We start from the raw sequence: 24,386 nt of genomic DNA, 5'->3' as shown, positions 1-24,386 counted from the left end.
TCACTTGCAGATCGTGTCGATCTCGGCGAGTTCCTCTGACGACAGCTTCCATGAAGCCGCCGCTGCGTTGGCGACCACCTGATCCGGACGAGTTGCCCCTGCGATCACGCTCGAAACGATCGGTTGGCAGGCAAGCCACGAGAACGCCAGCTCAAGAATGGTGTGGCCGCGTGCTTCGCTGAAGGCGATCAGCTTCTCGACCTTGTCCAGATTGGCGTCGGTCAGGCCCGACTTGAAGTAGGCCATGCTCATGCGGGTGTCTTCGGGGATCTGCTGGTCCTTGCGGTATTTTCCGGTAAGCAGGCCACTCGCCAGTGGGAAATAAGGCAGCAGCGTCATGCCGGTGCGGCGCATCGCCGGAAACAACTCCGTCTCGGCCGAACGCGAGATGAGATTGTATTCGGCCTGTGTGGACTGCAGGCTGTGCAGATTGTGGTGGCGCGAGGTCCAGCTTGCATCGACCAGCATCCATGCCGGCAGGTTCGAGCAGCCGAGATAACGTACCTTGCCCTGCTTCACGAGATCGTCCAGCGCCCGTAGCGTCTCTTCGATGGGCGTCTGCTGATCTGGGAAGTGATACTGGTAGAGGTCGATGTAGTCGGTCTTGAGTCGGCGCAGGCTGTCTTCGACAGCATTCATGACGTAGCCGCGCGAGCCGTTGTAGCGGTTGCTCTTTTCGCGGTTCAGCGGAGAGGCGAACTTGGTCGCCAGTACTACCTCCTTGCGCCGGTCGCCAAGGACTTCGCCCAGCGTGATCTCTGAACCGCCGTTGACGCCGTAGGAATCCGACGTGTCGAGCAGCGTGATGCCGGAGTCGATGGCTGCATGAACCACCTTGCGGGCGGCCTCTGTGTCGAGCGACTTGATCATGCCGCCGAAGTTGTTGCAGCCGAGACCGACCACCGAAACCTCGAGGCCCGTGCGGCCGAGAACGCGCTTTTCCATCTCGTCTACTCCATCATGTTTTGCAGTTAAATATCGATATTCGTTGGTAACTTTCCTACGCAGACGCCCTGATCATGTCGGCCGCCTTTTCCGCGACCATGATTGTGGCGGCATAGGTGTTGCCGTTGATCAGCACCGGCATGATCGAGGCGTCGGCGACACGCAGCCTCTCGACCCCGCGCACGCGCAATTGCGGATCGACCACGGAGTCAGCATCCGCGCCCATCCGGCAGGTGCCGGCGGCATGATAGTGCGTTACCGCCGTCGCCAGGATGTCCTCGGCGATGTCGTCGAGCGAACGGATCGGGCGCGCCGGCAGCAATTCCCTATCGAGCACGCCACGTAGCGCTGGCTGGTTGACGATGGCGCGTGTCCGGTCGGCTCCCTCGGTCAGGATCCGCAAGTCGCGCGGATCGGAGAAATAGTTGGGCGAGATCGCCGCATGCGCCAAGGGTTCGGCCGATTTCAGCGTCACCTGCCCCCGGCTGAAAGGCGAGCCGTGGTTGAGCAGTAGCGTGAAGCCGTGCTCACGCGGCAGGATGCCGAGCACACCCGGACCGCGCCGTATCACCGTGGCCGGCGCCATGCAGACCTGTATCTCGCTGTCAGGATCGCCTTCGATGGCATGGAAATAGCCCGAAGTCGGAAACAGTCCGCGGCTCAACACGCCCCGGCGGCGCAGCGCATACTGCGCGCCAGCCTTCAGCGCGCCCCACGGCCTGACGTGGGTGTAGGCGCTGACCGGCATCGTCGTCGTGTACATCATCCGATACATAGGGTGGTTTTGGAGGTTCTTCCCAACTTCGGTCTGGTCCGCGGCTACCTTTATGCCCAGGCGTTGCAGGCTGGCCGCCTCGCCAACGCCCGACAGCATCAGCAGTTGCGGCGAGTTCACGGCACCGCCGCTCAGGATCACTTCCTTCACCGCTCGCGCCAGGCGTGGCCGCCCCTTATGCGCAAACACCACACCCGTCGCCATACCGGCCTCGATCACCACGCGCAGCACCGGCGCGTTGACGATCAATGTCAGGTTCGGCCGCTTCAGTGCTGGGTGCAGGAAGGCCACGGCAGTGCTCGAGCGCTTGCCGCGCCCAATGGTCAGGTCGACATGACCGAACGCTTCCCGCGCATCCTTGTTGAGGTCGTCGGTCAGCGGCAGGCCCTCCTCAGCCGCTGCATCGAGAAACATGTCGCAGACAGGTGCCGTGCCTCGGCCCTTCGAAACCTGCAATGGCCCGCTGCCGCCATGAATGTCGCTGGCGCCGCGTTCGTTGGTCTCTGACTTCTTGAAGTAGGGCAAGACGTCGTCATAACCCCAGCCTTCGCAGCCGAGCGCCTTCCAGTTGTCGTAGTCGCGCGGATGCCCGCGCATATACATCATGCCATTGATCGAACTCGAGCCACCGACGATCTTGCCTTGCGCCCAGTAGAGCTTGCGCCCACCCAGTGCTTCCACCGGCTCGCTCTCGTAGCTCCAGTTGTAGGCCGGGTGTGTGCCGGTCACGACATTGGCGCCGGGAATGCGGATCAGCATGCCCTTGTCCAGCCCGCCGGCCTCGATTACCGCGACCCGCACATTCGGGTTCTCGGACAGGCGGGCGGCAAGCACGCAGCCGGCAGCGCCCGCGCCGACGACGACGTAGTCGAATTCGAGATCGGCGGTGAAGCTCACGTCTATTTCCTGAAGGATCGTCGCGCCACGCCTGCCGGCCACTGCAGTCGCGCGTGTTGGGCCGCGAGCGCGCTAAGCGGATCGGCCACGTCGCGCTCGACGATCCTGGCCGCCTTGCGCAAGCGCAGGTCTACGTGGATCGACAGGCCTTCGACGGTCGCCGCGCGGTAATTCTGGTCAACATTCCACAATTCGTGGAAATGATGGACACGCTTGAGGTCGGTCCACAACACGACGCTGCGCGCCTCCAGACTGGCGTCAGGCATCAATTCGCGTTCGTAGCGAACGCTCTTTTCCAGCCGGAAGAAGCTGTAGCTGGTGCGGCGGATGTATTCGTCATGGATGCCGAACACATCGAACAGATCGCTCTCGGCGATATCGAAAACATGGTCGTACCAAGACACGTTCATGTGCCGGTTCACATCGAGCCAGTGCGGCTCGACCTTGCCGCGGAAGCTGATGTAGGGACGCGGTGCGTCGTCGGTGTCTCCGGCATTCGCGCCTGACGACTCGTTCCTGACCGCGCCCTCGTTATTCATCAGCCCTTACTCCGCCGCATGCGCCGGAGCGTTCAGCTTCTCGTCAAGGTCGGAAGCGAGGCACGAGAATTTCACCTGACCGCGCTCGATGATCATGGCGCGGTCGGCGTAAGGTGCGGTCACCGCGAGATGCTGCTCGACGATAACGACGGCTGTGCCCGTCTGCGCCCAGCGGCGCAGGAAGGCCAGGATCGGCGGCAGCAGCGCTTGCGCAAGGCCCATCGACGGCTCGTCGCACAGCAGCACTTTCGGCTGGGCGATGAAGGCCTGGCCGAGGGCCAGCATCTGCTGCTGCCCACCTGAGAGATCGCGGGCGTAAAGCTTCTGCTTCTCCTTCAGGATCGGGAAGACCGAGTAGATCTCCTCGACCGCATTGTTGAAGCCCGCGCGATCACCCCGACGAGCCGCAGCACCCATGCGCAAATTGTCGAAGACACTGAGCTCGGGAAACACACGATGCCCGTCTAGCACAAGCCGCAGGCCCGACTGCGCCACCTTTTCGGGCGCGGTCCCACCGATAGGCTTGCCGTCGAGCAGGATCTCGCCGCTGTCGGGCTTGTTGAAACCCGCGATCGCCCGCATCAGCGTCGACTTGCCAGCGCCGTTCTCGCCGCCAATGAGCAGGATCTCGCCGGCCTTGGCCGTCAGCGACACGTCGCGCAGCACCGGGATGGTGCCGTAGCCCGCAACCAGATTTTTGACCTCAAGCATGGCGCGACCCCACGAACATATGCTGCACCGCCGGGTCCTTGGCGACCACGTCCGGCTTGCCCGAGGAAACCACCCGGCCCTGCTCCAGCACGGTGATGGTATCGGCAATACCCCACACCAGGTCGAGATCGTGCTCGACCAGGATCACGGTCTTGCCCATCTGGCGGCTGAGGAACTTGACGAGATTGGCGAAGTTGGTGCGTTCGCTCTGCGACAGGCCGGCAGCCGGCTCGTCGAACAAAACGATTGTTGCTTCCTTGAGCACCGTGCGCATCACTTCCACCAGGCGGCGCTGGCCGTGCGAAAGCAGCGTGGCGCTATCCTGGCCGAAGCTCTCCTCCATCGCCTTGGCAAGTGCAGTGATATCCGCGCTTGCCGGCCCGACGCGAGCGTCCATGCCGATCTTCAGATTGTCCCACAAAGACATCTGGCTGAAGATGCGCGGCGCCTGAAAGGTGCGGCCGAGGCTCATATTGGCGATGCGGTCGGCGGCCAGGTTTGTGGCCTCGACGCCGTTGATCATGAACGAGCCCGAGTTCAGGCGGCTAAGGCCGCTCAGCACGTTGAGCAGGCTGGTCTTGCCGGAGCCGTTGGCGCCGATCAGGCCATGCACTTCACCCTTGCGGACTTTGAGGTCGACAGCGCTGACGGCAACCACTTCGCCGAACTTCTTGGTGCCGTTGCGCACCTCGACAGCAATCTCCTCGCTCGGCTCACGAGCGGTCTTGCCAGCCTGCAGGTCGGCCAGGAAGCCGTCGATGCGGAAGGCCTGCTCACCGCCACCGGTCTGCTTGCGTTTGGCGCGCAGGCGTTCGACGGAACCTACGATGCCATCAGGGAACGCCATGACGGCGAGCAGCGTCAGGCAACCGTACATCAACAGACGATACTCGACGAAGCCAGCCAAAAGGATGTTCGGCAGGATGTAGACGATCCAAATGCCTATGATCGGACCAAGCATTTGTCCACGCCCGCCGACGACCACGGCAAAGAAGAAGACGAAGGACAGCTCGATGTTGAAGCCCTGCGGGCTGACGAAGGCAACCGTCGGCAGGTAGAGAATGCCGCAGATGCCGGTGCCGACGGCGGCGATGACGAAGGCAACGAAGCGCATCACACCCGGCTTGATGCCAAGCGAGCGTGCCGCCTCTGGGCTGAGCGCCGCCACGAACATGCTGCGGCCGAGCTTCGAGCGGCGGATGCCGTAGTGAACGAACAGCGCGATCATCGGGAACACGGCGACCGCGATCGCCAGAGGCGACATGCCCAAGACGAACGGGTTGGTCAGGGCCGGGACGGTGACGCTGATGCCGTTGATGCCGTTGGTCCACTTGTCGAGCGTTACCAAGAGCTGCGGGAAAACGATCGCCGCACTCATGGTCACGAAGCCGAGATGGAACCCTTGCACGCGAAGCGCTGGCAAGGCGAAAAGCAGGCCGCCGAGCATTGCGGCGACGATGCCGCCGATAGAGGCAGCAGCAAACGACCAGCCATGCAAGCCATAGAGGATCGCCGTGACATAGGCCGCAAGTCCGAGAATCGCGCCCTGGCCAAACGACTTCTGGCCAGCATCGACAAACAGCATGTTTTGGAAGATCGCAGCGGCGATAAAGATGTTCACCAGTTGGAACGTGTGGATCCAGTACGAATTGCCGGCGATCACCGGGCCAAAGCCTGTGATGGCAATGAGCCCTACGCCGATCCAGACTTGCGTCAGGTCAGAATTGAAGCGGCCTTTCGGCTTGGTTTCGGCCATGGAAACGGGTCCGGTTTGTATGTTTGTGGCGGCCTGCATGATCAGACCCGCCTTGCGCCGACGCGCCCGAACAAACCCTGCGGCCGGAACATCAGGATCAGCACCAGCACCAGAAGCGAGGCCAAATCCTGGTAGGCGCCGCCGACTTTGTAAGCGGTCAGCATGGCGACCACGCCGACCAATGGACCGCCGATAAGCGTGCCGGCGTTGGAGCCTATGCCGCCAACCACGGCGGCGACGAAACCGTTGAGCACGTATTTCAGGCCGGCGTCCGGGCTTACAGAAATGACCGGGGCAACCAGGAAGCCGACGGTGCCAACCATCAAGCCGCTGATCGCAAACGAAATCAGCTGCAGCCGACGCACAGGAAGACCGGCGGCCCGGGCAGCGTCAAAGTCTTGCGACAGCGCGCTGATGGCCAGCCCAATGAAGGTCTTGCGCAGGAAAAAGCGCAGCGCGAAGTACCAGAACAGCATCGCCACAATCGCAAGCGCATAGGCGCCAGGCGTACGCGTGCCCAGGATGCGGAAGCTCGGCACGATGCTGGACACTGAATAGGCAAATGGCCCCTGGGTGATCATCAACAGCGCAGCAACGATGACAGACACCGAAACCGTCGAGATCAGCCAGCTGTCCTGCTCGACCGAGGAGCGCAGCGGCAAGAGCGTGATGTAGCCCTGGATGGTCACTACAGCCGCAATCAGCAGGCCGCTCAGCAGCAGCATCAGTGTCCATTGGCCAAGGCCAACCTGGTTAGCCAGGAAATAGGCGGCGAAACCGCCCAGGATGAACATATTGCCCTGGGCAAAATTGAAGATGTTCGTCGCGCCATGGACGATGTTGAAGCTCATCGCGATGGTGGCGAAGATCGAGCCTATGGCAATCCCGCGTATCACGATGATCAGTATCTCACTGAGCATAAGCTCGCCTCCCTGACCACACTTATGAACCCGCCCAGCCCGCGCAGGGCGAGCCCGAACGCATGATCAAGGTGGGGTATTTTGGGACGAGCTTATGCGGTGCGCTAGCTGCCGCAACATCGTTCGAACGGACTAACGTATAGATGCAATTTTTGAACAGGAAACCCAGCAAGCACAGCTACCGCGGAGCAAGCATTCAAGGCAGGTCGAAGCAGCGTCTTGCGCTCGCCAAAGACACAGACGCTGCCTCAGGCAAATCGCGCTTTGACTGCTCGGGGGAAATGATCTCGACGCTCAAGGGTAGCTGAACGCCCATGGCATCGAGTGTCTCGACAAATGCACTCAGGTCGAAGGCGCCCTGCCCGCACAATTTGCGACACATCGTGTCTGTTGCGAGCATGCCTGCCGGTTCCGCTTCGGCGTCGTTGACCTGGACGCACAATACGCGCTCGGCGGGAATTCGTTTCAGGTGGTGCAGCGGCACGTTGGCGCGGAAGATGTGCCAGGAATCGATCACCAGGCCCGCATTGGGAACGCCGTCGATCATCAGCAACGCCGTATCGACTTCGCGGACATTACCCCAGGCGACCAGCTCCAGCGCGATAGCGATACCGTGTATTGCTGCACGTCCGCAAAGTGCAGCAAAACGCTCCCGCATGATTTCAATGGGAATGTCGCGTCCGGCAAGATCCGGCCCGACGTTGAGAACGTTGGCACCAAAGGCATTCGCCGCCTGGAAGGCGATTGCCTCATTGCGGCGCGCGATCTCGCCAGCCTCGCCGTCCATGAACCAGTCGGTCAGGAACTCGATCGAGACGTGTTTCATGCCGTTTATGTTAAGCACGGTGCGCAACTCGGCATCGCTCATCCCTGCGTGCCGCTGCTCGGCATAGTCGCGAAAATGTAGGCACATGCCAGCGTATCCGACTGCCGCACATGCTTGGACGCGTGCAGCGAAACCATGCCGCGATGCCACCGTCCCGCCTGGCACGACGCCACTGATCGTGTGGGAACTGCAGATGTATTGGCGAGGCTTCATAGGTCGGGTTCCTGCAGCGGCCATGCATACGCTGCCAAGCAAGATGCAGACCTTTAAGCGCCATCACAGGTCTATTCGGACTACCCATGCCTGCCTAGTTGGGTCGATCAAGTGTGCGGCCCCTGCTGGTACGAACTGCGTGATCGCGGCGCAAGACTGCCTGATAAGCGCCGCTGGTCAGCGACCAGGGAAGCCAAGAAAGGAGCTGCGAACCGCTGCGTGCGACGATTCCTGCTTACCCATCTTCCGTTTCCAAAAATCATACTATATGACTATATGGCGTCAGTCGTGGGTTGGTCTGCGATTGTGTCTTCTGGGAGGTGTCAATGACGAGAATTCTCAAGACCCTGCTACTAGGTTCGGCCACTGCATTGGCGCTGGGAGGCGCCGTTCACGCTGCTGGACTTACGGTTGGTTTTTCACAGATCGGTTCAGAATCCGGATGGCGCGCGGCCGAAACCAGCGTCACGAAACAAGAGGCCGAAAAGCGCGGGGTTGCGCTGAAGTTCGCTGATGCGCAGCAAAAGCAGGAAAACCAGATCAAGGCCATTCGCGGCTTCATCGCGCAGGGCGTCGACGCGATCATGGTCGCGCCGGTCGTGGCGACAGGGTGGGACACCGTGCTTCAGGAAGCCAAGGATGCGTCAATTCCCGTCATCCTTCTCGACCGGGGCATCGAAGGCTCTCCCGATCTTTACATGACGATGGTGGCCTCTGATCAGGTCCTCGAAGGCAAGGTCGCCGGCGAATGGCTTGTCAAGGATGTGGCTGGCAAGGACTGCAACGTGGTTGAACTGCAAGGTACGACGGGATCGTCGCCTGCCATCAACCGCAAGAAGGGCTTCGAAGAAGCCATTGCTGGCGCTTCGAACATCAAGATCACCCGCAGCCAGACCGGCGACTTTACCCGCGCCAAGGGCAAGGAAGTCATGGAGGGCTTCTTGAAGGCCGAAAACGGCGGCAAGAACATTTGCGCCCTATACGCTCACAATGACGACATGGCTGTCGGCGCCATCCAGGCGATCAAGGAAGCCGGCCTGAAACCAGGTACTGACATCAAGGTCGTGTCGATTGATGCCGTGCCTGATATTTTCAAGGCGATGGCGGACAAGGAAGCCAACGCGACGGTGGAATTGACACCGAACATGGCAGGCCCGGCCTTTGATGCGCTCGAAGCGTTCAAGAAGGACGGCACGGTACCCCCCAAGCAGATCATCACGGAATCGAAGCTCTATACGCAAGCCGACGATCCCATGAAGGTTTACGAGGAGAAGAAGGGCCTCGGTTACTGACGTCGCCTCAACGAGCCGGACGCGCCAGCGCCCGGCTCGCCTTTCAAAGTGATCGGACGGAGACCAAACGCCGTTTGACTTGCGTGGAGGACGTCGTGAGCGAGCCTGAGCCGCGACTCGTCGCAAAAGGTATCTGCAAATCGTTCCTGGGTTTCAAGGCCTTGGACAACGTGGACTTCTCGATCCGAAGTGGTGAAATCCACGCGTTGCTTGGCGAAAACGGGGCTGGCAAGTCGACCCTGATCAAGGTTCTGACAGGCGTCGTGAAAGCCGATAGCGGGGTCATCGTGCTCAACGGCGAGCCGGTCGCAGTACGAGACACGCTGCATGCGCAGCAACTCGGCATCGGTACCGTTTATCAGGAGGTCAATCTGCTGCCGAACCTGACCGTGGCGGAGAACCTGTACATCGGCCGCCAGCCAAAACGGTTCGGCCTCGTGGATGCAAGAAGCATGCGCCGACAAGCGAGGGCGCTGCTCGCCCAATATGATATCTCTATCGACGTCAGTGCGCAGCTCTCCAGTTTTTCTGTCGCTGTGCAGCAGTTGATCGCAATCGCCCGGGCGGTCGACATGTCGGGCGCCGTGCTTGTCCTTGATGAGCCAACCGCCAGCCTCGACAGTCATGAAGTCGAATTGCTTTTTGCCGTAATGCGAAAGCTGCGAGCGCGCGGCATCGGCATAATCTTCATCACGCATTTCCTCGACCAGGTGTATGCGGTGAGCGACCGGATTACCGTCCTGCGCAACGGTAGGGTCATGGGAACCCATGAAAGCAAGCTTTTGTCGAAAGTCGAGCTCGTCTCCTTGATGCTCGGCCGCACCCTTGCCGCAGCGACAGAGCACGGCCGGCGTCTTGCACCGGCAGCCTCGGAGCGCAAGATCAGCTTTGGGCAATTTGGTCGGGCGCGTTCAATTGCCCCCTTCGACTTGACGATTGGCGCTGGCGAGGTGGTTGGCGTGGCGGGCCTTCTGGGGTCTGGGCGCACTGAAACCGCGCGGCTGATGTTCGGCGTCGACATGCCCGACAGCGGTTCGATCGAGATCGAAGGCAGACCAGTCAGGATTGCTTCGCCGCGCGCTGCGATCCGCTTCGGTTTCGGGCTCTGCCCGGAAGACCGCAAGGCCGACGGCATCATTGGCGATCTTTCGGTTCGCGAAAACATCGCGCTCGCCCTCCAGGCCCGCCACGGCTGGTTCAAACGCATGTCGACGCGCGAGCAGACGGATCTGGCGACCCGGTTCGTCAAGGCGCTCGATATCCGCACCACCGATATCGAAAAACCGGTGAAACTGCTTTCCGGCGGCAATCAGCAAAAGGTGATCCTCGCGCGCTGGCTGGCAACCCAGCCGCGGTTCCTGATCCTCGATGAACCGACACGCGGGATCGATGTAGGCGCACATGCCGAGATCATTGAACTGATCAACCGGCTTTGCGACGATGGACTTGCCCTGGTCGTCATCTCCTCGGAAATTGAAGAGATTGTTGCCTATTCGACGCGGGTGCGCGTAATCCGCGACCGCGTCCACGTGGGCGAATTGACCGGCAACGACATTTCGACAGGCAACATCATGCGCGCCATCGCGCAGGAAGGAGCGGCGCAATGAACGCACTCCCAGCTGGCCTGCGCAAGGCGTTGCCGCAGCTGATATGCTTGGCGATCATCCTGTTTTTCAACTGGCTGGCATTCCCCGGCTTCTTTGAGCTGCGCCTCCAGGATGGCCGGCTGTTTGGCAGTCTGGTCGACGTTCTGAACCGCGGCGCCCCGGTTGCCATCCTGGCCATCGGCATGACACCCGTCATTGCCTCGAAAGGCGTCGACCTTTCGGTTGGAGCCGTGATGGCGATGGCAGGCGCCGTAGCTGCCACGATGACCGTCGATGGCCACGCATTGCCGGTTGTGCTTGCCGCAGCACTTGCCACCGGCATCGCCTGCGGCTTGCTGAATGGCTTGCTGGTAGCGGTTCTCGATTTGCAGCCGATCGTGGCAACGCTGATCCTGATGGTGGCCGGTCGCGGAATTGCCCAGCTGATCACCGAAGGTGTGATAGTCACGTTCGTCGAGCCTGGCCTGATCTTCTTTGGCAGCGGCTCTTTCCTCGGCCTGCCGATGCCGGTGATCATTGCGGCTGTCTTGGTACTTTTGAGCACTTTCGTCATCCGACGCACAGCGCTCGGTCTGCTTATCGAGTCCATCGGCGTCAACCGCTCAGCGTCGAGTTACGCCGGCATCAACAGTCGGGGGCTGCTGATACTTGTCTACACGTTCAGTGGCTTCTGCGCCGCCTTGGCAGGCATCATAGTTGCCGCTGATATTCGCGGCGCCGACGCCAACAATGCCGGTCTTTGGCTGGAGCTCGACGCGATCCTTGCCGTGGTCATCGGCGGAACGTCGCTTCTTGGCGGGCGCTTCTCCATCCTGATGTCGATGCTTGGAGCCATCATTATACAGTCGATGAACACCGGCATTTTGATCTCCGGTTTTCCGCCGGAATACAATTTGATCGTAAAGGCTTGCGTGATCATCATGATCCTGCTTGCGCAGTCCGCCTCGCTATCCGGCTTCGGTTGGTGGGTCAGGGCCGAGCTGGCGCCGAAAAAGGCCGGTGTGAAATGATGTCTTCACGCCTCCTGCCCTTTTACGCCACAGTGGTGATCTGCGTGCTCGCCTACGCGGTGTGCGTATTTCAGTTTCCCAATATGCTCTCGACGCGCGTGCTGGGCAATCTGCTCACGGACAACGCCTTCCTCGGCATTGCGGCGGTGGGCATGACCTTCGTCATCCTGTCCGGCGGCATCGATCTGTCCGTTGGATCCGTCATCGGTTTCACGGGCGTTCTAATCGCCGTGCTGATCAGTTGGTATGGGGTTCACCCGCTGGCCGCCTTTTTCATCGCTCTGGTCATTGCCACGGCATTCGGCGCGGTGATGGGTGCAGTGATCCACTATCTCGACGTGCCGGCCTTCATCGTCACGCTCGCCGGCATGTTCCTGGCCCGCGGCATGGCCTTCGTCATCACCACCGAATCCATCCCGATCAAGCATGAGTTCTATTCGACCCTATCGGGACTGTTCGTGCGCATGCCAGGCGGTGGGCGCATCACGTTCATAGGCGGGTTGATGGTGTTGGTCTTCGTCGCTGGCATCATGCTCGCGCATTTCACGCGCTTCGGCTCCTATGTTTACGCCATCGGCGGCAACAAGGTGTCGGCCGAACTGATGGGAGTGCCGGTCGCGCGCACGACCATTGCCATCTACGCCCTGTCAGGCTTTCTGTCTGGCCTCGCTGGCATTGTTTTTTCGCTCTACACTTCGGCGGGGTATTCGCTGTCGGCAGTCGGCGTCGAACTCGACACGATTGCTGCGGTCGTCATTGGAGGCACACTCCTGACCGGTGGTGTGGGACTGGTTGCGGGCACCTTTGTCGGGGTCATTATCCAGGGGATTATCCAAACCTACATCGTCTTTGACGGCACCTTGTCGAGCTGGTGGACGAAGATCGTCGTCGGCCTGTTGCTCTTTGCCTTCATCGCACTCCAGCGGCTATTGGTTGTCTTGTCGGCCCGCAAGGGGTCATTGAGAGGCGCCATTCCATGAAGTCGATTCAGGGCGGCATCATCCGCACGCTTCCCGCCAAAGGCTTCCACGGTCATGTCATGGGCGACCTGGGCCGCAGCATCGTGGGAGGGGTCTACCCCGAGAATTCGATCCTGCCACGCGATAGCGAGTTGCAACATCGTTACGGCGTTTCGCGCACTGTCATGCGCGAAGCCCTGAAAACACTCGCCGCCAAGGGGATGGTGCAACCAAAGGCGAAGGTAGGTACGCGGGTTCTGTCCCGGCAAGGCTGGAACCTGTTTGATCCTGATATCCTGCAGTGGCATGCGGAGGTCGGCGCTGTCGACGCCAAATTCCTGTTCAGCCTCTCCGAGATGCGCCTCGCGCTCGAGCCGGAGGCCGCCGCACTTGCTGCAGGGCGACGCTCGGACGAGCAGGTTGCCGAGCTCTACTCCTGGGTTGATCACATGGGCGAGCCGACCGTTTCGGGACAGGACTTCGTCGAATATGATCTGCGGTTTCATGTGGCAGTTGCGGAAGCATCGCAGAACCCATTCATGCGCGCCATCAGTGCGCTGATTGAAGTGGCCCTGGCCGCGACATTCAGGGTCAGTTCGCCCATCCCCAACACCAGACAGCACAAGCTCACTGTCGAGCGCCATCGTGCGATCGCGGTCGCGATCGAAATGCGCAATCCAGAGGCCGCCCGCAATGCCATGCGCAAGGTCATCCAGGAAGGCGTCGACAGGGTGTCGGAAGTGACTGGCAAGCAACCGCCAGGAGGGCCAACCGCGTGACAGTACACACCAAGCCGCAGCCGACAAAATTCGTGCCGGCTCAATGGCCCCGCAAGCTGCGTTCAACCGAATGGTTCGGCGGCACGTCGCGCGACCATATCTATCACCGGTCATGGATGAAAAACCAAGGGCTGCCGGCAGATCTGTTCGATGGTCGGCCAGTCATTGGTATATGCAATACCTGGTCGGAGTTGACGCCGTGCAACGCGCATTTGCGCGACCTGGCGGAACGCGTGAAACACGGCATTTACGAAGCCGGCGGCCTGCCGCTGGAATTTCCGGTCTTTTCGCCGGGCGAAAGCGCGCTGCGTCCAACTGCAATGATGTATCGCAACCTCGCTTCGATGGATGTCGAAGAGGCGTTGCGGGCCAACCCGCTCGACGGCGTGGTGCTCATGGTCGGCTGCGACAAGACCACGCCCGCGCTCTTGATGGGGGCTGCCTCGGTCGACATTCCAGCGATCGTGGTCACCGGCGGGCCGATGCTGAACGGCTGGTTCCGAAACGAACGCATCGGCTCAGGCACCGCGCTGTGGCAGATGTCGGAGGCGATCAAGGCCGGGACGATGAGCCAGGCCGATTTCCTCGAGGCCGAACAGGCCATGAGCCGCTCTCCTGGATCGTGCAACACGATGGGTACGGCATCGACCATGGCTTCGATGGCCGAGGCCTTGGGTATGGCCCTGTCCGGCAATGCCGCCATCCCGGCCGTGGATAGCCGTCGCCGCGTAATGGCCCAGCTGACCGGCCGCCGCATCGTGCAGATGGTCAAGGACGACTTGAAGCCGTCCGACGTGCTGACGAGGGCTGCCTTTGAGAATGCCATCCGCTGCAATGGCGCCATCGGTGGTTCGACAAATGCCGTCGTCCACCTTCTGGCGCTGTCTGGCCGCACCGAAGTCGATCTGACGCTCGACGATTGGGACCGGCTGGGGCGCGACGTGCCGACCATCGTCAACCTCATGCCGTCCGGCAAATATCTGATGGAAGAATTCTTCTACGCCGGGGGCTTGCCCGTCGTTCTTAAGGCCCTGGGCGAAGGCGGCCTGCTCAACAAGGATACGCTAACTGTTTCCGGCGAGACCCTATGGGATGAAGTCAAGGACGCGTCCAACTGGAACACCGATGTCATCCGCCCGGTAAACAGCGCATTGACCGCACAAGGCGGCATTGCAGTGCTGCGTGGCAATCTGGCCCCAAATGGCGCGGTGCTGAAGCCTTCGGCCGCAACCCCCTCTCTGATGGTGCATCGCGGCCGAGCCGTGGTCTTTGAAGACATTGGCGACTACAAGAGGAAGATCGACGACCCTGATCTCGATATCGATGAGACTTGCGTGATGGTGCTCAAGAATTGCGGGCCGCGCGGCTATCCCGGCATGGCCGAGGTCGGCAACATGGGCCTGCCGTCGAAGGTGCTCAAGAAGGGAATTACCGACATGGTGCGCATCTCGGACGCGCGCATGTCTGGTACTGCCTACGGCACTGTGATCCTCCACACCAGTCCCGAGGCCGCCGCTGGCGGCCCGCTTGCGATCGTGCAGGATGGCGATTTCATCGAACTCGACGTGCCCAATCGGCGCCTGCATCTCGATATCCCGCAAGCCGAGATCGAGCGCCGGCTGGCAGCATGGAGCAGTCCGGTAGAGCAGCCGAAGAGCGGCTACGCCCAGCTCTACCATAGACACGTGACCGGCGCGGACACCGGTGCGGATTTCGACTTCCTTCGTGGCTACCGTGGCAAGGACGTGCCCAAGGACTCGCACTGACCGCAGGTTGGGACCGATCCGTGATCCGGGGTGCTGGTTGAGTATCGTTCGGTCGCGCTCTCTCCGATTGGCGCGCAGGCTGGTGATTTCTAGCGTATCAATGCCCTGGCGCGTCGTCGTCTTCGCTTTCGGGCTCGGACTGCTCAAGCAGGCCCTGCCATGCGGTAACTTTGCGGATCAGCGCCTGATCGCCAAAATACTCGGCAAGCCGTGCCTTTTGGCGTAGTGCGATCCGGGCCGCCGAACGCGCAAACCGTCCCGCAGGTACCAGGGCCTGCTCAGCTCCCATTGCCACGTCGAGGGCTTCATGGACCGCGTTCTTGCCGGCCAGGGATTCCGCCGTTCCGAAAACCCCGAGCAGTTCCTGGAACTCCGCATGCAGATGCAGGTCGAAAGACCGATCGTTGCCCAGCGGATCAATGACGGGATTTCCCGGATGCAGCGCCCCGAGCGGCAGCAGGCCCTCTGGGATAGGCGCGTTGGCCGAATGCGTGCGCCCACCCTTCAACAGCTTTGGCAAAACGTGCGTATGTGGCCCTGCCGGCGAGACGCCGCCAGTGTCGGGCCCGCCAATCTTTTGGTAGACCTCGACACGCCCGATATTGGTCAGGGCGACGCGATGCGGATGCGTGTTCAGGATGGCTGGCATGGCGCCATTGGCCGGGTCAAAGACCGAGCCGCCGAGATTGGCCCTCAGCATCGTCAGAAGCTTGGGGTCGCTGGTCCGGATGCAGAAGTCGCATTGCGGCAGCGACAGCCCCATGTCAAACAGGATGCCGGTACGGTCGATCCCGCGAATGGCATGATCGTCGGGACCGATCTCCGTCAGGACACTGTTGCCGCTGCGTCTGGCTTTTGCCTCGGGCAGGCATAGTGCCAGCGTCTGGCTCCAGCGATGCCGCTTGGGGCTCAGCGTCTCATAAGCAACAGGGACCAGTTCATGCACCATCTTGCGATCGATGCGGACACCTCCGCGACGCGTCGCCCGGGTAAGAAGGTCATCGATCACCGCCACCTCGCCGTCGTCCTGATGAAATTCGGCAATGGCGCCGAACGTGCCCATGCTCCATCCGCTGCGCCAGTCTGTCAGGTGGCGGCGCAACAACTGTTCCAGAAAACTCATGATCGTGCTCCAGTGTCGGCGGCAACGAGATCCAGCGGCTGTACGACAAGTCCGCCTGACGTCTCGCCGAAGAAGGCTTCGACGCCATAGATGTCGCGCAGGGTTTGAGGGGTCAGCACCTGTGAGGGAGGTCCGTCGGCGACAATTCTGCCGGCATCGATGAGGAGAAGCCGGGTACACCATCGCGCAGCGAGGCCGAGATCGTGCAGCGAGGCGACCACGCTTTTTCCATTAGCCGCGAGTTCGGCGAACAGGCGCATCAAGGCGATCTGGTGAGACGGGTCGAGGCCGGCAGCAGGTTCGTCGGCGAGCAACAACGGCGTTTCTTGAGCCAGCGCGCGCGCAATGAGCACGCGCGCCTTTTCACCACCTGAAAGCTCGGTTGCCGGGCGGTCGCGCAAATTGTCGACCTCCATCCGCTGCATCGCTCGTTCGACGGCAATGCGGTCGGCATCGGTAAGCGGTGCAAAACCCGGTCGATGGGGCGAACGGCCGAGCGCAACCAGCATCTCGACCGGTACGGCCCAGGCGACCTCGCGCTCCTGCGCGACATAGGACATTTGCAGGGCGCGCTCTCTGGGACCCACATATGCGGCGTCGAGCGCGCCAAGGGCGACAGCACCGTCACATGGCGTAAGATCCAGAAGAGCCCGCAACAGGGTCGACTTGCCAGCGCCATTGGGTCCGATCAGACCAATGAATTCGCCCGGCATGACCGAAAAGGACAGGCCGTTGAGCACGGACCTTCCGCCAAGTGTCGCTTGAAGATTTTGAACGTCGAGCAACATCAGGCGAGTTTCCTTCTCGTGCGATAAACCAGCCAGAGGAAGAAAGGCGCCCCCACGATGGCGGTGAGCACGCCGAGCTTGAGGTCCCTGTCCGGCGCGATGACGCGAACCAAAATGTCTGCGGCAAGCAGCATGCAGGCGCCGCCCAGGGCCGACGCCGGCAACAGCCGCGATGGCCGCGCGCCGACAAGCGGTCTAAGCACATGCGGCACGATAAGGCCCACGAAGCCGATGGCGCCCGACACCGCCGTTGCCGCGCCAACCGATGCTGCCGTTCCGAACACGGCCAGCGACTGCACGCGGCGCATGTCGATGCCCATGCTTGCCGCCGTTTCGTTGCCGAGCGTCAGCGCATCAAGTGCGCGGCCGAGTGCCGCCAGCATCAACCAGCCTGCCAGCATGAAAGGCGCGGCGAGCCAGACATGGCTCATCGACCGGTCGGTGAGCGAGCCGAGCATCCAGAACATGATCTCAAGCGCGGCGAATGGGTTGGGCGACAAATTAAGCGCAAGCGACGTCAGGGCGCCGGCGAAGCTCGAAACGGCAACACCGGCCAGGATTATGGTCAGCGTGCCGCCGCGCAGGCCAGCGAGCGCCTGAACGACCACCACCGCAATCACAGCCGCAGCCAGCGCAGACAGCGGCAGCGCGAGCGGGATGACCATGGTCAGGCCGGAATAGATGGCGATGACCGCGCCCAGTGAGGCTGCTGCACTAACACCGATCAGTCCCGGTTCCGCCAGCGGATTGCGTAGATAGCCCTGCAGGGCCGCACCTGAAAGGCCAAGCGTCGCACCGACCATCAGGCCGAGCAGCGCGCGTGGCAGGCGGATCTCGCGCATGATCAGTTCGATGGCGCCGGCCTTGGCGGAAAACAGTGCGGCGATGCCGTCGGTGAAGCCAAGTGCCGCCGGACCAACCGTCAGCGAAAGCAAAAAGAGGATGGCTGCTACGAGGGCAAGAACGGCGAGCACCAGCCTGTAGCGGAAGGTGTCATTCATCTCGCGTTTTCCTGGTCCAGTTTGCTGGCCGCACCGCGCAGCAGGCGTGCCGCCTCGAGCGTGAAGGGTGCGCCACAGATCGTGTAGCGGGATGGCAGCGCCACGGAGCGGCCATTTTCGGCAATCGCGCGAAAGGCCGGATGGACAAAGTTCGCCTGGGCAAGTGCCGGCGCGTCATAGTTCTCGTCGCTGGCGGCAATGAGGTCTGGACTGGCCAGAACCAGCATCTCCAGCGGCAGCCGCGCTGTGCCTCTGAGCCCGAGCGTGTCGGCGACATTGACGAGACCGGACAGCTTGACGATCTCGTCGACAAGCGTGCCACTACCTGACGTGTAGCTGTTGGCGTAATAGGTCGCGACCGTCCGCTGCGAGGCCTTGGCCCCGGCCAACTCGGCTACACCTTGATCGAGCTCGGCGACCAGCGCGGCCGCCCGCTCGTTTCTGCCGAGAACTTCGCCCATGCGAAGGATGTTCAACCTGATGTCGGCAATGGAGCTGTCTGGGGCGAATTCTTCAACCCGTATGCCAAGCCGCCGGAGCAACTCTACCGTTGTTCGCGTCGTGTATGTGCCAGCGAGCACCAGGTCCGGCCGCATCAGGAATATTTCTTCGGCAAGGCCATGGTTTAGGACCAGGCCATGGGTCCTATCAGCCAGTACCGAAGTGTTGGGATCGCGCGCCAGGTAGGAGACCGAATGCAACTGGCCTTCGGCAGCTACGAGCATTGCCAGCTGGTCGGTGCAGACGTTCATCGACACGACTCGCCGGGGTTGCTCGGCAGCCGCCACAGGCAAGCCGAGCCCAGACGCAAAACCTGACAGTGCGACCAGCAGTGCGCGCAGGCGGGCACAGCGAGACAGGATCTGATTGATTTGCACGCCATCCCCCATCAGAACACCCGCGTGAAGCTCAGATTGAAGGTCCGGCCTGGCGCGCGGTAGTTGGTGACAGTCGAATATTGCTCGTCAAGCAGGTTCTCGACCGAGAATTTCAGGCTCGAACGCGCATCAAAGGTGTAGTTGGCCAGAAAATCCACCGTCACATATTCTGGCAGCTTGACGGTATTGGCGGCATTGGCAAAGCGGGCCGCGCCATAGAGCAGCTTGGCATTCAGGTTCAGGCTCTCGGTTGCAGCGAAGGTCACTTCGGCTGCGGCCTTGAACCGGTCGCGGTAGGGAATGTAGCGGCCAGTATCCTCATTCTTGGGCGAGCGATAATCGATCGACGCCTTGCCGCTCCAGCGGTGGTCGAATGCATGCTCGATGGTGGCTTCGAATCCTGTCACCTTGGCCCGGGCGACATTGAACGGCAGGTATGTCGGCGGATTGGAGGCAATCGCGTCCGTCAGCCAGGTTTGATAAAGGGCAGCATCAATTGCGGTCTGCTCGGTCGGCCGCCAGTTGAACCCAACTTCGTAGGATTTTGACTTTTCCGGTTTCAGGTTCGGGTTTGAAAAGTTGGGGTAGTAAAGATCGTTGAAGGTTGGCGCGCGAAACCCTGTGCCATACGAGACCCGCGCGACCAAATCCGGCACGATCTCGTAGCTGGCACCGATGTTATAGGTGGTCGCATCGCCAAACTGTTCGTTGTGATCGTAGCGCAAGCCGCTATCGACAGTAAGCGTGCCATATTCGACCGAGTATTGACCGAAAACAGCCGCGAGATTGCGCGATGTGACGTCGAAATTGACCGTTGAATCGACGTTTTCGCGGTAGGCTTCGGCGCCGCCAACGACAACGTGCGTGACATCACCCGTATCGAAGTTTTTTTCGGTCGAGGCGAAGATACCGTGGCGTTTGGTATCGAACTCGCTATCTCCTGCAACACCACTGCGGAAATTGGTCGAATTGTCGAGGCTGCTCGTCAGCTCCAGGGTAGATGACCAGCTGTCGCTGTGTCTGATCAGCCCGCCAATCTTGCCGGCAAAGGTGTCGGTGTCGACTTCGTTGGCACCTGGGAACGAGGCGTCGTATTGGGTGCGGCCGCGGGCGAAAAGGCCGTCGGCATAGAACCTGCCCCAGCCATAGTCTTTTGCCAGGGCGAAATTGAGCGCCCCCTGAAGGAAGCCGTCGTCGTCGGGCTCATGGCCCCAGGCCAGCGGCGTGGTGAAATCGTAGCCGCGCGTGCCAAGAAGGCTGCCGCCGACGGCATAGTCCACGCCATCGGCGGTGCGTCCGCGCAAATCGCCCGAGACGTAGCCTCCCCAGGGGTGGGTAACGCCTGTGGTGACGTTCGCGCAGCGGTTGCGGCCGTCCGCGCACTGTCCGCCTTGCCTGGTGATGATGTTGATGACGCCGCCTATGGCATCGGCACCATACTGGGCCGAATGTGGGCCCTTGGCGATCTCGACCAGCTCGATCGAAGACAGCGGAATGTTAAAGATCGAACTTGTGCCGCTGGTTGCCGAAGCTGTGCGGACACCGTTGACCAGCACCAGCGTCTGGCCTGCCGACATGCCGCGAAGATAGACGTTGGAAGCAGCACCTTGGCCGCCATAGCCGATGATCGACACGCCAGTGTACCGCTTGAGCAGCGAAGGCAGGTCGGGCGCGGCAGAGCCGGCGATGTCGTCCTCGTTGATGACGGTAACCGAGGAGGTCGAGCGCAGCAGCGACGCCTCGCGGCGGAGCGGAGTGGTAACAACCAAACGGTCGAGCACGGTCGTGTCGGACGAAGGCGCCTGCTGCGCCTCGGCCTGCGTCGGAATGGCCAGCGCGAGAGCGCCGGCGGCAAATATCAGTTTCTGCAATTCTGCCCCCAAAATGGTTCGGTGGGCGCGACAAGGATCGCACCCGGTTTCCAAACCGCAGGCAAGACAGGTCGGCAGGCAGACTTTGGGACAAGATTGACCCGGCGGCCTTCCGCATGCGGCAACACTTTTCGATGTCACCGCCACGAGCGACCGCGCTTGACCACACCCCGTGGACAAGCATGGGTGACTGGAACGGGCAGGTCTCCTGACTTCCGTGTCACAGCCTTTTTCCGCCTTCCCGACCGCGCTGTGCGGTCAGTGGCATAGTGGAAGAGGCTCAACGGTTACAGTTGCGGGGGCAGTCGCGGATTTGGCCGAGGCCCTCACCGCGTTCCCTTTTCATCCGCCTCGCGGCGGAACCGATTCCATGTATGAAACTAGATAGTTTGAGGAAGGTCTGTCAATCGAACATCATTCAGCAAATGAAAATCGACTGTCCGCAATGGAATTCCAAACCTGCGCGCCATTTGCCAAATGAGCGCGCTCACCCCCAACAAGACATCATTTCTTGCTACAGTCAGCTTTGAGATTCTCCGACTCCTTTCTAGCCGAAGCATCTAACATCATTGAGCGGCAACAAGACTAGTCCCTGGCAGGACTTGGATACTTGGCACCTGCCAACGGGCTCGTGCCGAATGGATACTCCTTAGCTCAGGTTGCCGCGTTGGCCACGGCGGCGCGCGGCCGTCACTTCTGCGAGGATAGAAAGTGCGATTTCTTCGGGAGTGATGGCACCGAGATCGAGACCGGCTGGGGCTTTGACGGCGTCGAGAGCGGCGGCTTCAATGCCCTCTTGCAGAAGTTTTTCGCGCAACGACCCCATCTTGCGGCGGCTGCCGACAAAAGCCCGATACCCTGCCTGAACATGCAGCGCGGACTTGAGCGCGGCTTCGTCGCCCTTGCCTTGCGTGGAAACGACTACGAAGCGCTGCGCCTCGTGAAGTTCGTCGAGCGCGAAGCCGTCGATCACAACGTCTGCATCGGGCGTGGTCGACATATCGGCGGCAGGCACTGCTACGGTGACGTGGTAGCCGAGCGGCCGGGCCTGTTCGGCAAGCGCCAGCGCCACCGGGCTGGCACCCAATATGACCAACGAAGGGTGCGGCAGCATTGGCTCGACGAAAATGTCCATCGTGCCCTGGCTTGGGCACATGTTCCTGGCGAAGTTCACGCCCTGCCGGTTTTCACCCGGCTTGACCCCGAGTTCGGCCAAAAGGTCCTCGGGCTGGACCGACACCAGTCGCGACTTGCCGTCGGCCAGCGCCTCGCGCGCGGCCTTCAGCACAGCCCCTTTTGCACAACCGCCGCCGATCCAGCCGGCGACCATGACACCGTCCGGCCGGATAACCGCCTTGGCACCTGCTTTCGCAGCCGTTACCGAAACGGTCCGCACGACGGTGGCCAAGACAAAAGCCTGCTCGGCAGCTTTAAGCCGGGATACGAGGTCCATTACATCGACATGAGCGGTCATGGCCAAAACGTCTCCGTCAGAGCCTTGCGAGATACGGTTCGAGCGCGGCGAGGCTTTGCAGCGTATGCGCCGGCGCATAGAGTTCGATATGCGGGAGCGCGGCCTTTATGCCCGCAGCCTCGGGTGCGTAACCATCCCACCCCATCATCGGATTGAGCCAGACGATGCGGCGACAGCGCCTGCCCAGTTGCGCCATCTCGCGGCCGAGCAGGGCAGCGTCACCCGTCTCGTAGCCATCGGAGACAATCATCACGCATGTGCGCGAATGGATCGTGCGTGCTGCATGCCAACGGTTGAAGCTCGCAAGGCTCTCGCCAATCCTTGTGCCGCCACCGGCGCCTTGAGCCATCATGGACAGCCGATCGAGCGCCCGCTGGGCGTCGCGCTCCTTCATCGCATCGGAGACATGGACGAGCCGCGTGTGAAACAAAAACGCCTCGGCCTCGCGAAACTCGTCGAGCACGCCGTGAATGAAGCGCAGGAAGACAGCGGTATACATGCTCATGGAGCCCGACGCGTCGAGCAGGACCACCAATCTGAGCGGCTTGTCCTTGCGCCAGCGCTTCACCAAGCTGACCGGAACGCCACCATGAGTGATGTTCTTGTGGATGGTGCGGCGCAAATCCAGCCGAGTTCCTCGGCGGCGAGCAAGGTCGCGGCGGCTAAGCCTGGAGCGCATTGCCCGCGCAAGCCGTGCTGCGATGTCATGCGCCGCAGCCATCTGAGCCGGGTCAGCGATTTTCCGGAAATCCGTCTCAGCGAGATTTTCCGCATGCGAAGCCCCTTCCCTGCGGCCCTCGCCACTGCGGTCGTCGGCGCCGGGCTCGTCGCCACCAACAGCCTGGTCCGGCAGTTGCGTGTTGGCATTTGCCGTCTGGTCCTGGAGGGCCTTGACTAATGGATTGCGCTGCTGCGCTGCTGAACCGCTGGTCAACGAGCGCGAGCGGATGCGTTTGCCCAGCCAGAACGCATCGAACAGGCCGTCGAACTTTTCCCAATCGGACTTCCGCGCCGCAAACAGGTGTTTGAACGCCGATCGCAAGAGCCCGGGGGTTTGCGCATAGCTTGAAGCCATCAGGGCTGCCGCGTCCTGGCCCTCCCGCAGGCCTACCGCGAAAGCGTTATCGCGCAGGATTGTGAGGAAGGCCGCAAGTTTATGCGAAACGAATTGCGCAACCTCGTCCATCTCCTCAGGTGTCAGGGAAGGAGCACAGCCGATCATGCCACCCTCCCCAACAAGCGTTGGGTAACTTCCCGCTTGAACCGTGCCTTGTCTTGGCGGGTCTTGAGAAGGCACATCAGCGTATCGTGGACCATCTCGGGCTGGTCATGGAGATCGCGCACGTCGAGCCCGACCAACGCCGCCGCCCAATCCAATGTCTCGGCGACGCCTGGAACCTTCCGTAGATCTTCCTTGCGGATTTTTTCGACCATCCTGGCGATCTGCAGCGACAGGCCAGCACCAGCATCGGGAATGTGCGCGGAGATGATGCGCGCCTCACGGTCGACGTCGGGATAATCGACATAGTGGTAGAGGCAGCGGCGGCGCAGCGCGTCGGAGAGCTCACGTGTGCCATTTGATGTCAGCACGACATGGGGAACTGTCACCGCCTCGATCGTCCCGAGCTCGGGGATCGAGACTTGCCAGTCGGACAGCAGTTCAAACAGGAAGGCTTCAAACTCCTCGTCGGCGCGGTCGACCTCGTCAATCAGCAGCACAGGAGGTGTCTCGCGACGGATTGCGGCAAGCAGCGGCCGTTCCATCAGGTATTTTTCAGAGAATATCTGGTCTTCGATTTCCGAAGCGCTAGGTTCTCTTTCGGCCTCAATACGAGTTTTATGCGCCTCGATCGCCAGAAGCTGCCGCTGATAGTTCCATTCATAGAGCGCCGCCGACTGGTCCAGGCCTTCGTAACATTGCAACCGGATCAACTCCGTCCCATGGACTAAGGCCAGTGCCTTTGCGACCTCCGTTTTGCCGACCCCCGCTTCGCCCTCAAGCAGCAACGGGCGTTTTAGCAACTGCATAAGCGAGACGGCGGTCGCCAGTTCAGTATCGGCGATGTAGCCTGCTTCGGCGAGGCGAGAGGCGATCTGGTCGCGCGAGAGCGTCATGGCCCCACCCCCGCAATAGTTGGCTTGACCTTGCGTTGTTCCTCCACTTTTTCAGTCCAGTTTCGACCGGCAAAGAAGACAAGGAGATCACTGGCGTTGGCGCCAGCATCGTTACTGCCACCGTTCACCCGGAGGCGGTTT

Annotated in this window: 21 protein-coding genes and 1 riboswitch; of the genes, 6 read left to right on the top strand and 15 right to left on the bottom strand. The window is 61.3% G+C overall.

Annotated features, from left to right (window positions below; genetic code table 11):
* The 7 genes from C8K44_RS06110 to C8K44_RS06080 all read right to left on the bottom strand — a co-directional run bounded on the left by C8K44_RS06110 (position 1) and on the right by C8K44_RS06080 (position 7,582).
* The gene (locus C8K44_RS06110; protein ID WP_109574883.1) at positions 1-945 is read right to left on the bottom strand and encodes an aldo/keto reductase; all 945 of its coding nucleotides are present in this window, start codon (positions 943-945) and stop codon (positions 1-3) included.
* Positions 946-1,000: 55 nt separating this feature from the next.
* Entirely contained in the window at positions 1,001-2,617 is a 1,617-nt protein-coding gene (locus C8K44_RS06105; RefSeq protein WP_109574882.1) for a GMC family oxidoreductase N-terminal domain-containing protein, read from the bottom strand.
* 2 nt (positions 2,618-2,619) lie between these two features.
* Entirely contained in the window at positions 2,620-3,156 is a 537-nt protein-coding gene (locus C8K44_RS06100; protein WP_109574881.1) for a thioesterase family protein, read from the bottom strand.
* 6 nt (positions 3,157-3,162) lie between these two features.
* Positions 3,163-3,867 carry an ABC transporter ATP-binding protein gene (locus C8K44_RS06095; protein ID WP_109574880.1) on the bottom strand — a complete coding sequence of 235 codons (705 nt, stop codon included), beginning with the start codon at positions 3,865-3,867 and terminating at the stop codon, positions 3,163-3,165.
* Positions 3,860-5,623, bottom strand: a complete 1,764-nt coding sequence (locus tag C8K44_RS06090; RefSeq protein WP_109575091.1) for an ATP-binding cassette domain-containing protein — start codon at positions 5,621-5,623, stop codon at positions 3,860-3,862. The genes C8K44_RS06095 and C8K44_RS06090 overlap by 8 nt, the downstream gene beginning before the upstream one ends.
* A 41-nt stretch (positions 5,624-5,664) precedes the next feature.
* The gene (locus tag C8K44_RS06085) at positions 5,665-6,543 is read right to left on the bottom strand and encodes a branched-chain amino acid ABC transporter permease (RefSeq protein WP_109574879.1); all 879 of its coding nucleotides are present in this window, start codon (positions 6,541-6,543) and stop codon (positions 5,665-5,667) included.
* A gap of 196 nt (positions 6,544-6,739) precedes the next feature.
* Positions 6,740-7,582 (bottom strand): sugar phosphate isomerase/epimerase, encoded by an 843-nt coding sequence (locus tag C8K44_RS06080; RefSeq protein WP_281062983.1) that lies wholly within the window; start codon positions 7,580-7,582, stop codon positions 6,740-6,742.
* Positions 7,583-7,908: 326 nt separating this feature from the next.
* Here C8K44_RS06080 and ytfQ point away from each other — a divergent pair, with 326 nt between their 5' ends.
* The 6 genes from ytfQ to araD all read left to right on the top strand — a co-directional run bounded on the left by ytfQ (position 7,909) and on the right by araD (position 14,995).
* A complete protein-coding gene (gene ytfQ, locus C8K44_RS06075; protein WP_109574877.1) occupies positions 7,909-8,874 on the top strand; it encodes a galactofuranose ABC transporter, galactofuranose-binding protein YtfQ in 966 nt (321 codons plus the stop codon).
* Between the two features lie 95 nt (positions 8,875-8,969).
* Positions 8,970-10,481, top strand: a complete 1,512-nt coding sequence (locus tag C8K44_RS06070) for a sugar ABC transporter ATP-binding protein (RefSeq protein WP_109575090.1) — start codon at positions 8,970-8,972, stop codon at positions 10,479-10,481.
* Positions 10,478-11,491, top strand: a complete 1,014-nt coding sequence (locus C8K44_RS06065; protein WP_109574876.1) for an ABC transporter permease — start codon at positions 10,478-10,480, stop codon at positions 11,489-11,491. Before C8K44_RS06070 ends, C8K44_RS06065 begins: the two co-directional genes overlap by 4 nt.
* A complete protein-coding gene (gene yjfF / locus C8K44_RS06060; RefSeq protein WP_109574875.1) occupies positions 11,491-12,471 on the top strand; it encodes a galactofuranose ABC transporter, permease protein YjfF in 981 nt (326 codons plus the stop codon). Before C8K44_RS06065 ends, yjfF begins: the two co-directional genes overlap by 1 nt.
* On the top strand, positions 12,468-13,229 hold the full coding sequence (locus tag C8K44_RS06055; RefSeq protein ID WP_109574874.1) for a FadR/GntR family transcriptional regulator: 762 nt from the start codon (positions 12,468-12,470) through the stop codon (positions 13,227-13,229). Before yjfF ends, C8K44_RS06055 begins: the two co-directional genes overlap by 4 nt.
* Positions 13,226-14,995, top strand: a complete 1,770-nt coding sequence (araD, locus tag C8K44_RS06050; protein ID WP_109574873.1) for an L-arabinonate dehydratase — start codon at positions 13,226-13,228, stop codon at positions 14,993-14,995. Before C8K44_RS06055 ends, araD begins: the two co-directional genes overlap by 4 nt.
* A 97-nt stretch (positions 14,996-15,092) precedes the next feature.
* Here the strand turns inward: araD and C8K44_RS06045 are convergent, their stop codons facing one another.
* The 8 genes from C8K44_RS06045 to C8K44_RS06010 all read right to left on the bottom strand — a co-directional run bounded on the left by C8K44_RS06045 (position 15,093) and on the right by C8K44_RS06010 (position 24,245).
* Positions 15,093-16,118 carry a hypothetical protein gene (locus C8K44_RS06045; protein ID WP_109574872.1) on the bottom strand — a complete coding sequence of 342 codons (1,026 nt, stop codon included), beginning with the start codon at positions 16,116-16,118 and terminating at the stop codon, positions 15,093-15,095.
* Positions 16,115-16,909 (bottom strand): ABC transporter ATP-binding protein, encoded by a 795-nt coding sequence (locus C8K44_RS06040; RefSeq protein ID WP_199227039.1) that lies wholly within the window; start codon positions 16,907-16,909, stop codon positions 16,115-16,117. The genes C8K44_RS06045 and C8K44_RS06040 overlap by 4 nt, the downstream gene beginning before the upstream one ends.
* Entirely contained in the window at positions 16,906-17,907 is a 1,002-nt protein-coding gene (locus C8K44_RS06035) for an iron ABC transporter permease (protein WP_109574870.1), read from the bottom strand. Before C8K44_RS06035 ends, C8K44_RS06040 begins: the two co-directional genes overlap by 4 nt.
* Positions 17,904-18,785 carry an ABC transporter substrate-binding protein gene (locus C8K44_RS06030; RefSeq protein WP_245417379.1) on the bottom strand — a complete coding sequence of 294 codons (882 nt, stop codon included), beginning with the start codon at positions 18,783-18,785 and terminating at the stop codon, positions 17,904-17,906. Before C8K44_RS06030 ends, C8K44_RS06035 begins: the two co-directional genes overlap by 4 nt.
* A gap of 11 nt (positions 18,786-18,796) precedes the next feature.
* The gene (locus tag C8K44_RS06025; protein WP_245417399.1) at positions 18,797-20,566 is read right to left on the bottom strand and encodes a TonB-dependent receptor; all 1,770 of its coding nucleotides are present in this window, start codon (positions 20,564-20,566) and stop codon (positions 18,797-18,799) included.
* A gap of 270 nt (positions 20,567-20,836) precedes the next feature.
* Positions 20,837-21,038: riboswitch (cobalamin riboswitch) on the bottom strand.
* Between the two features lie 267 nt (positions 21,039-21,305).
* Entirely contained in the window at positions 21,306-22,130 is an 825-nt protein-coding gene (locus C8K44_RS06020) for an XdhC/CoxI family protein (RefSeq protein WP_109574867.1), read from the bottom strand.
* A 16-nt stretch (positions 22,131-22,146) separates the two neighbouring features.
* Positions 22,147-23,352 carry a VWA domain-containing protein gene (locus C8K44_RS06015; RefSeq protein WP_109574866.1) on the bottom strand — a complete coding sequence of 402 codons (1,206 nt, stop codon included), beginning with the start codon at positions 23,350-23,352 and terminating at the stop codon, positions 22,147-22,149.
* Positions 23,349-24,245 carry a MoxR family ATPase gene (locus C8K44_RS06010; protein WP_109574865.1) on the bottom strand — a complete coding sequence of 299 codons (897 nt, stop codon included), beginning with the start codon at positions 24,243-24,245 and terminating at the stop codon, positions 23,349-23,351. The genes C8K44_RS06015 and C8K44_RS06010 overlap by 4 nt, the downstream gene beginning before the upstream one ends.
* Between the last annotated feature and the right edge of the window lie 141 nt (positions 24,246-24,386).

Source organism: Aminobacter sp. AP02 (assembly GCF_003148805.1).
In the GTDB taxonomy this organism is placed as follows: Bacteria; Pseudomonadota; Alphaproteobacteria; order Rhizobiales; family Rhizobiaceae; genus Aminobacter.
The sequence above is the reverse complement of the archived record's forward strand: the minus strand, read 5'-3'. Positions and strand labels throughout refer to the sequence as shown.

Excerpts from the sequence above, each read along its gene's own strand:
- C8K44_RS06110 (WP_109574883.1), bottom strand. The coding sequence starts at position 945 with ATGGAAAAGCGCGTTCTCGGCCGCACGGGCCTCGAGGTTTCGGTGGTC.
- C8K44_RS06100 (WP_109574881.1), bottom strand. The coding sequence starts at position 3,156 with ATGAATAACGAGGGCGCGGTCAGGAACGAGTCGTCAGGCGCGAATGCC.
- C8K44_RS06095 (WP_109574880.1), bottom strand. The coding sequence starts at position 3,867 with ATGCTTGAGGTCAAAAATCTGGTTGCGGGCTACGGCACCATCCCGGTG.
- C8K44_RS06090 (WP_109575091.1), bottom strand. The coding sequence starts at position 5,623 with ATGGCCGAAACCAAGCCGAAAGGCCGCTTCAATTCTGACCTGACGCAA.
- C8K44_RS06085 (WP_109574879.1), bottom strand. The coding sequence starts at position 6,543 with ATGCTCAGTGAGATACTGATCATCGTGATACGCGGGATTGCCATAGGC.
- C8K44_RS06080 (WP_281062983.1), bottom strand. The coding sequence starts at position 7,582 with ATGAAGCCTCGCCAATACATCTGCAGTTCCCACACGATCAGTGGCGTC.
- ytfQ (WP_109574877.1), top strand. The coding sequence starts at position 7,909 with ATGACGAGAATTCTCAAGACCCTGCTACTAGGTTCGGCCACTGCATTG.
- C8K44_RS06065 (WP_109574876.1), top strand. The coding sequence starts at position 10,478 with ATGAACGCACTCCCAGCTGGCCTGCGCAAGGCGTTGCCGCAGCTGATA.
- yjfF (WP_109574875.1), top strand. The coding sequence starts at position 11,491 with ATGTCTTCACGCCTCCTGCCCTTTTACGCCACAGTGGTGATCTGCGTG.
- C8K44_RS06055 (WP_109574874.1), top strand. The coding sequence starts at position 12,468 with ATGAAGTCGATTCAGGGCGGCATCATCCGCACGCTTCCCGCCAAAGGC.
- C8K44_RS06045 (WP_109574872.1), bottom strand. The coding sequence starts at position 16,118 with ATGAGTTTTCTGGAACAGTTGTTGCGCCGCCACCTGACAGACTGGCGC.
- C8K44_RS06035 (WP_109574870.1), bottom strand. The coding sequence starts at position 17,907 with ATGAATGACACCTTCCGCTACAGGCTGGTGCTCGCCGTTCTTGCCCTC.
- C8K44_RS06020 (WP_109574867.1), bottom strand. The coding sequence starts at position 22,130 with ATGACCGCTCATGTCGATGTAATGGACCTCGTATCCCGGCTTAAAGCT.
- C8K44_RS06015 (WP_109574866.1), bottom strand. The coding sequence starts at position 23,352 with ATGATCGGCTGTGCTCCTTCCCTGACACCTGAGGAGATGGACGAGGTT.
- C8K44_RS06010 (WP_109574865.1), bottom strand. The coding sequence starts at position 24,245 with ATGACGCTCTCGCGCGACCAGATCGCCTCTCGCCTCGCCGAAGCAGGC.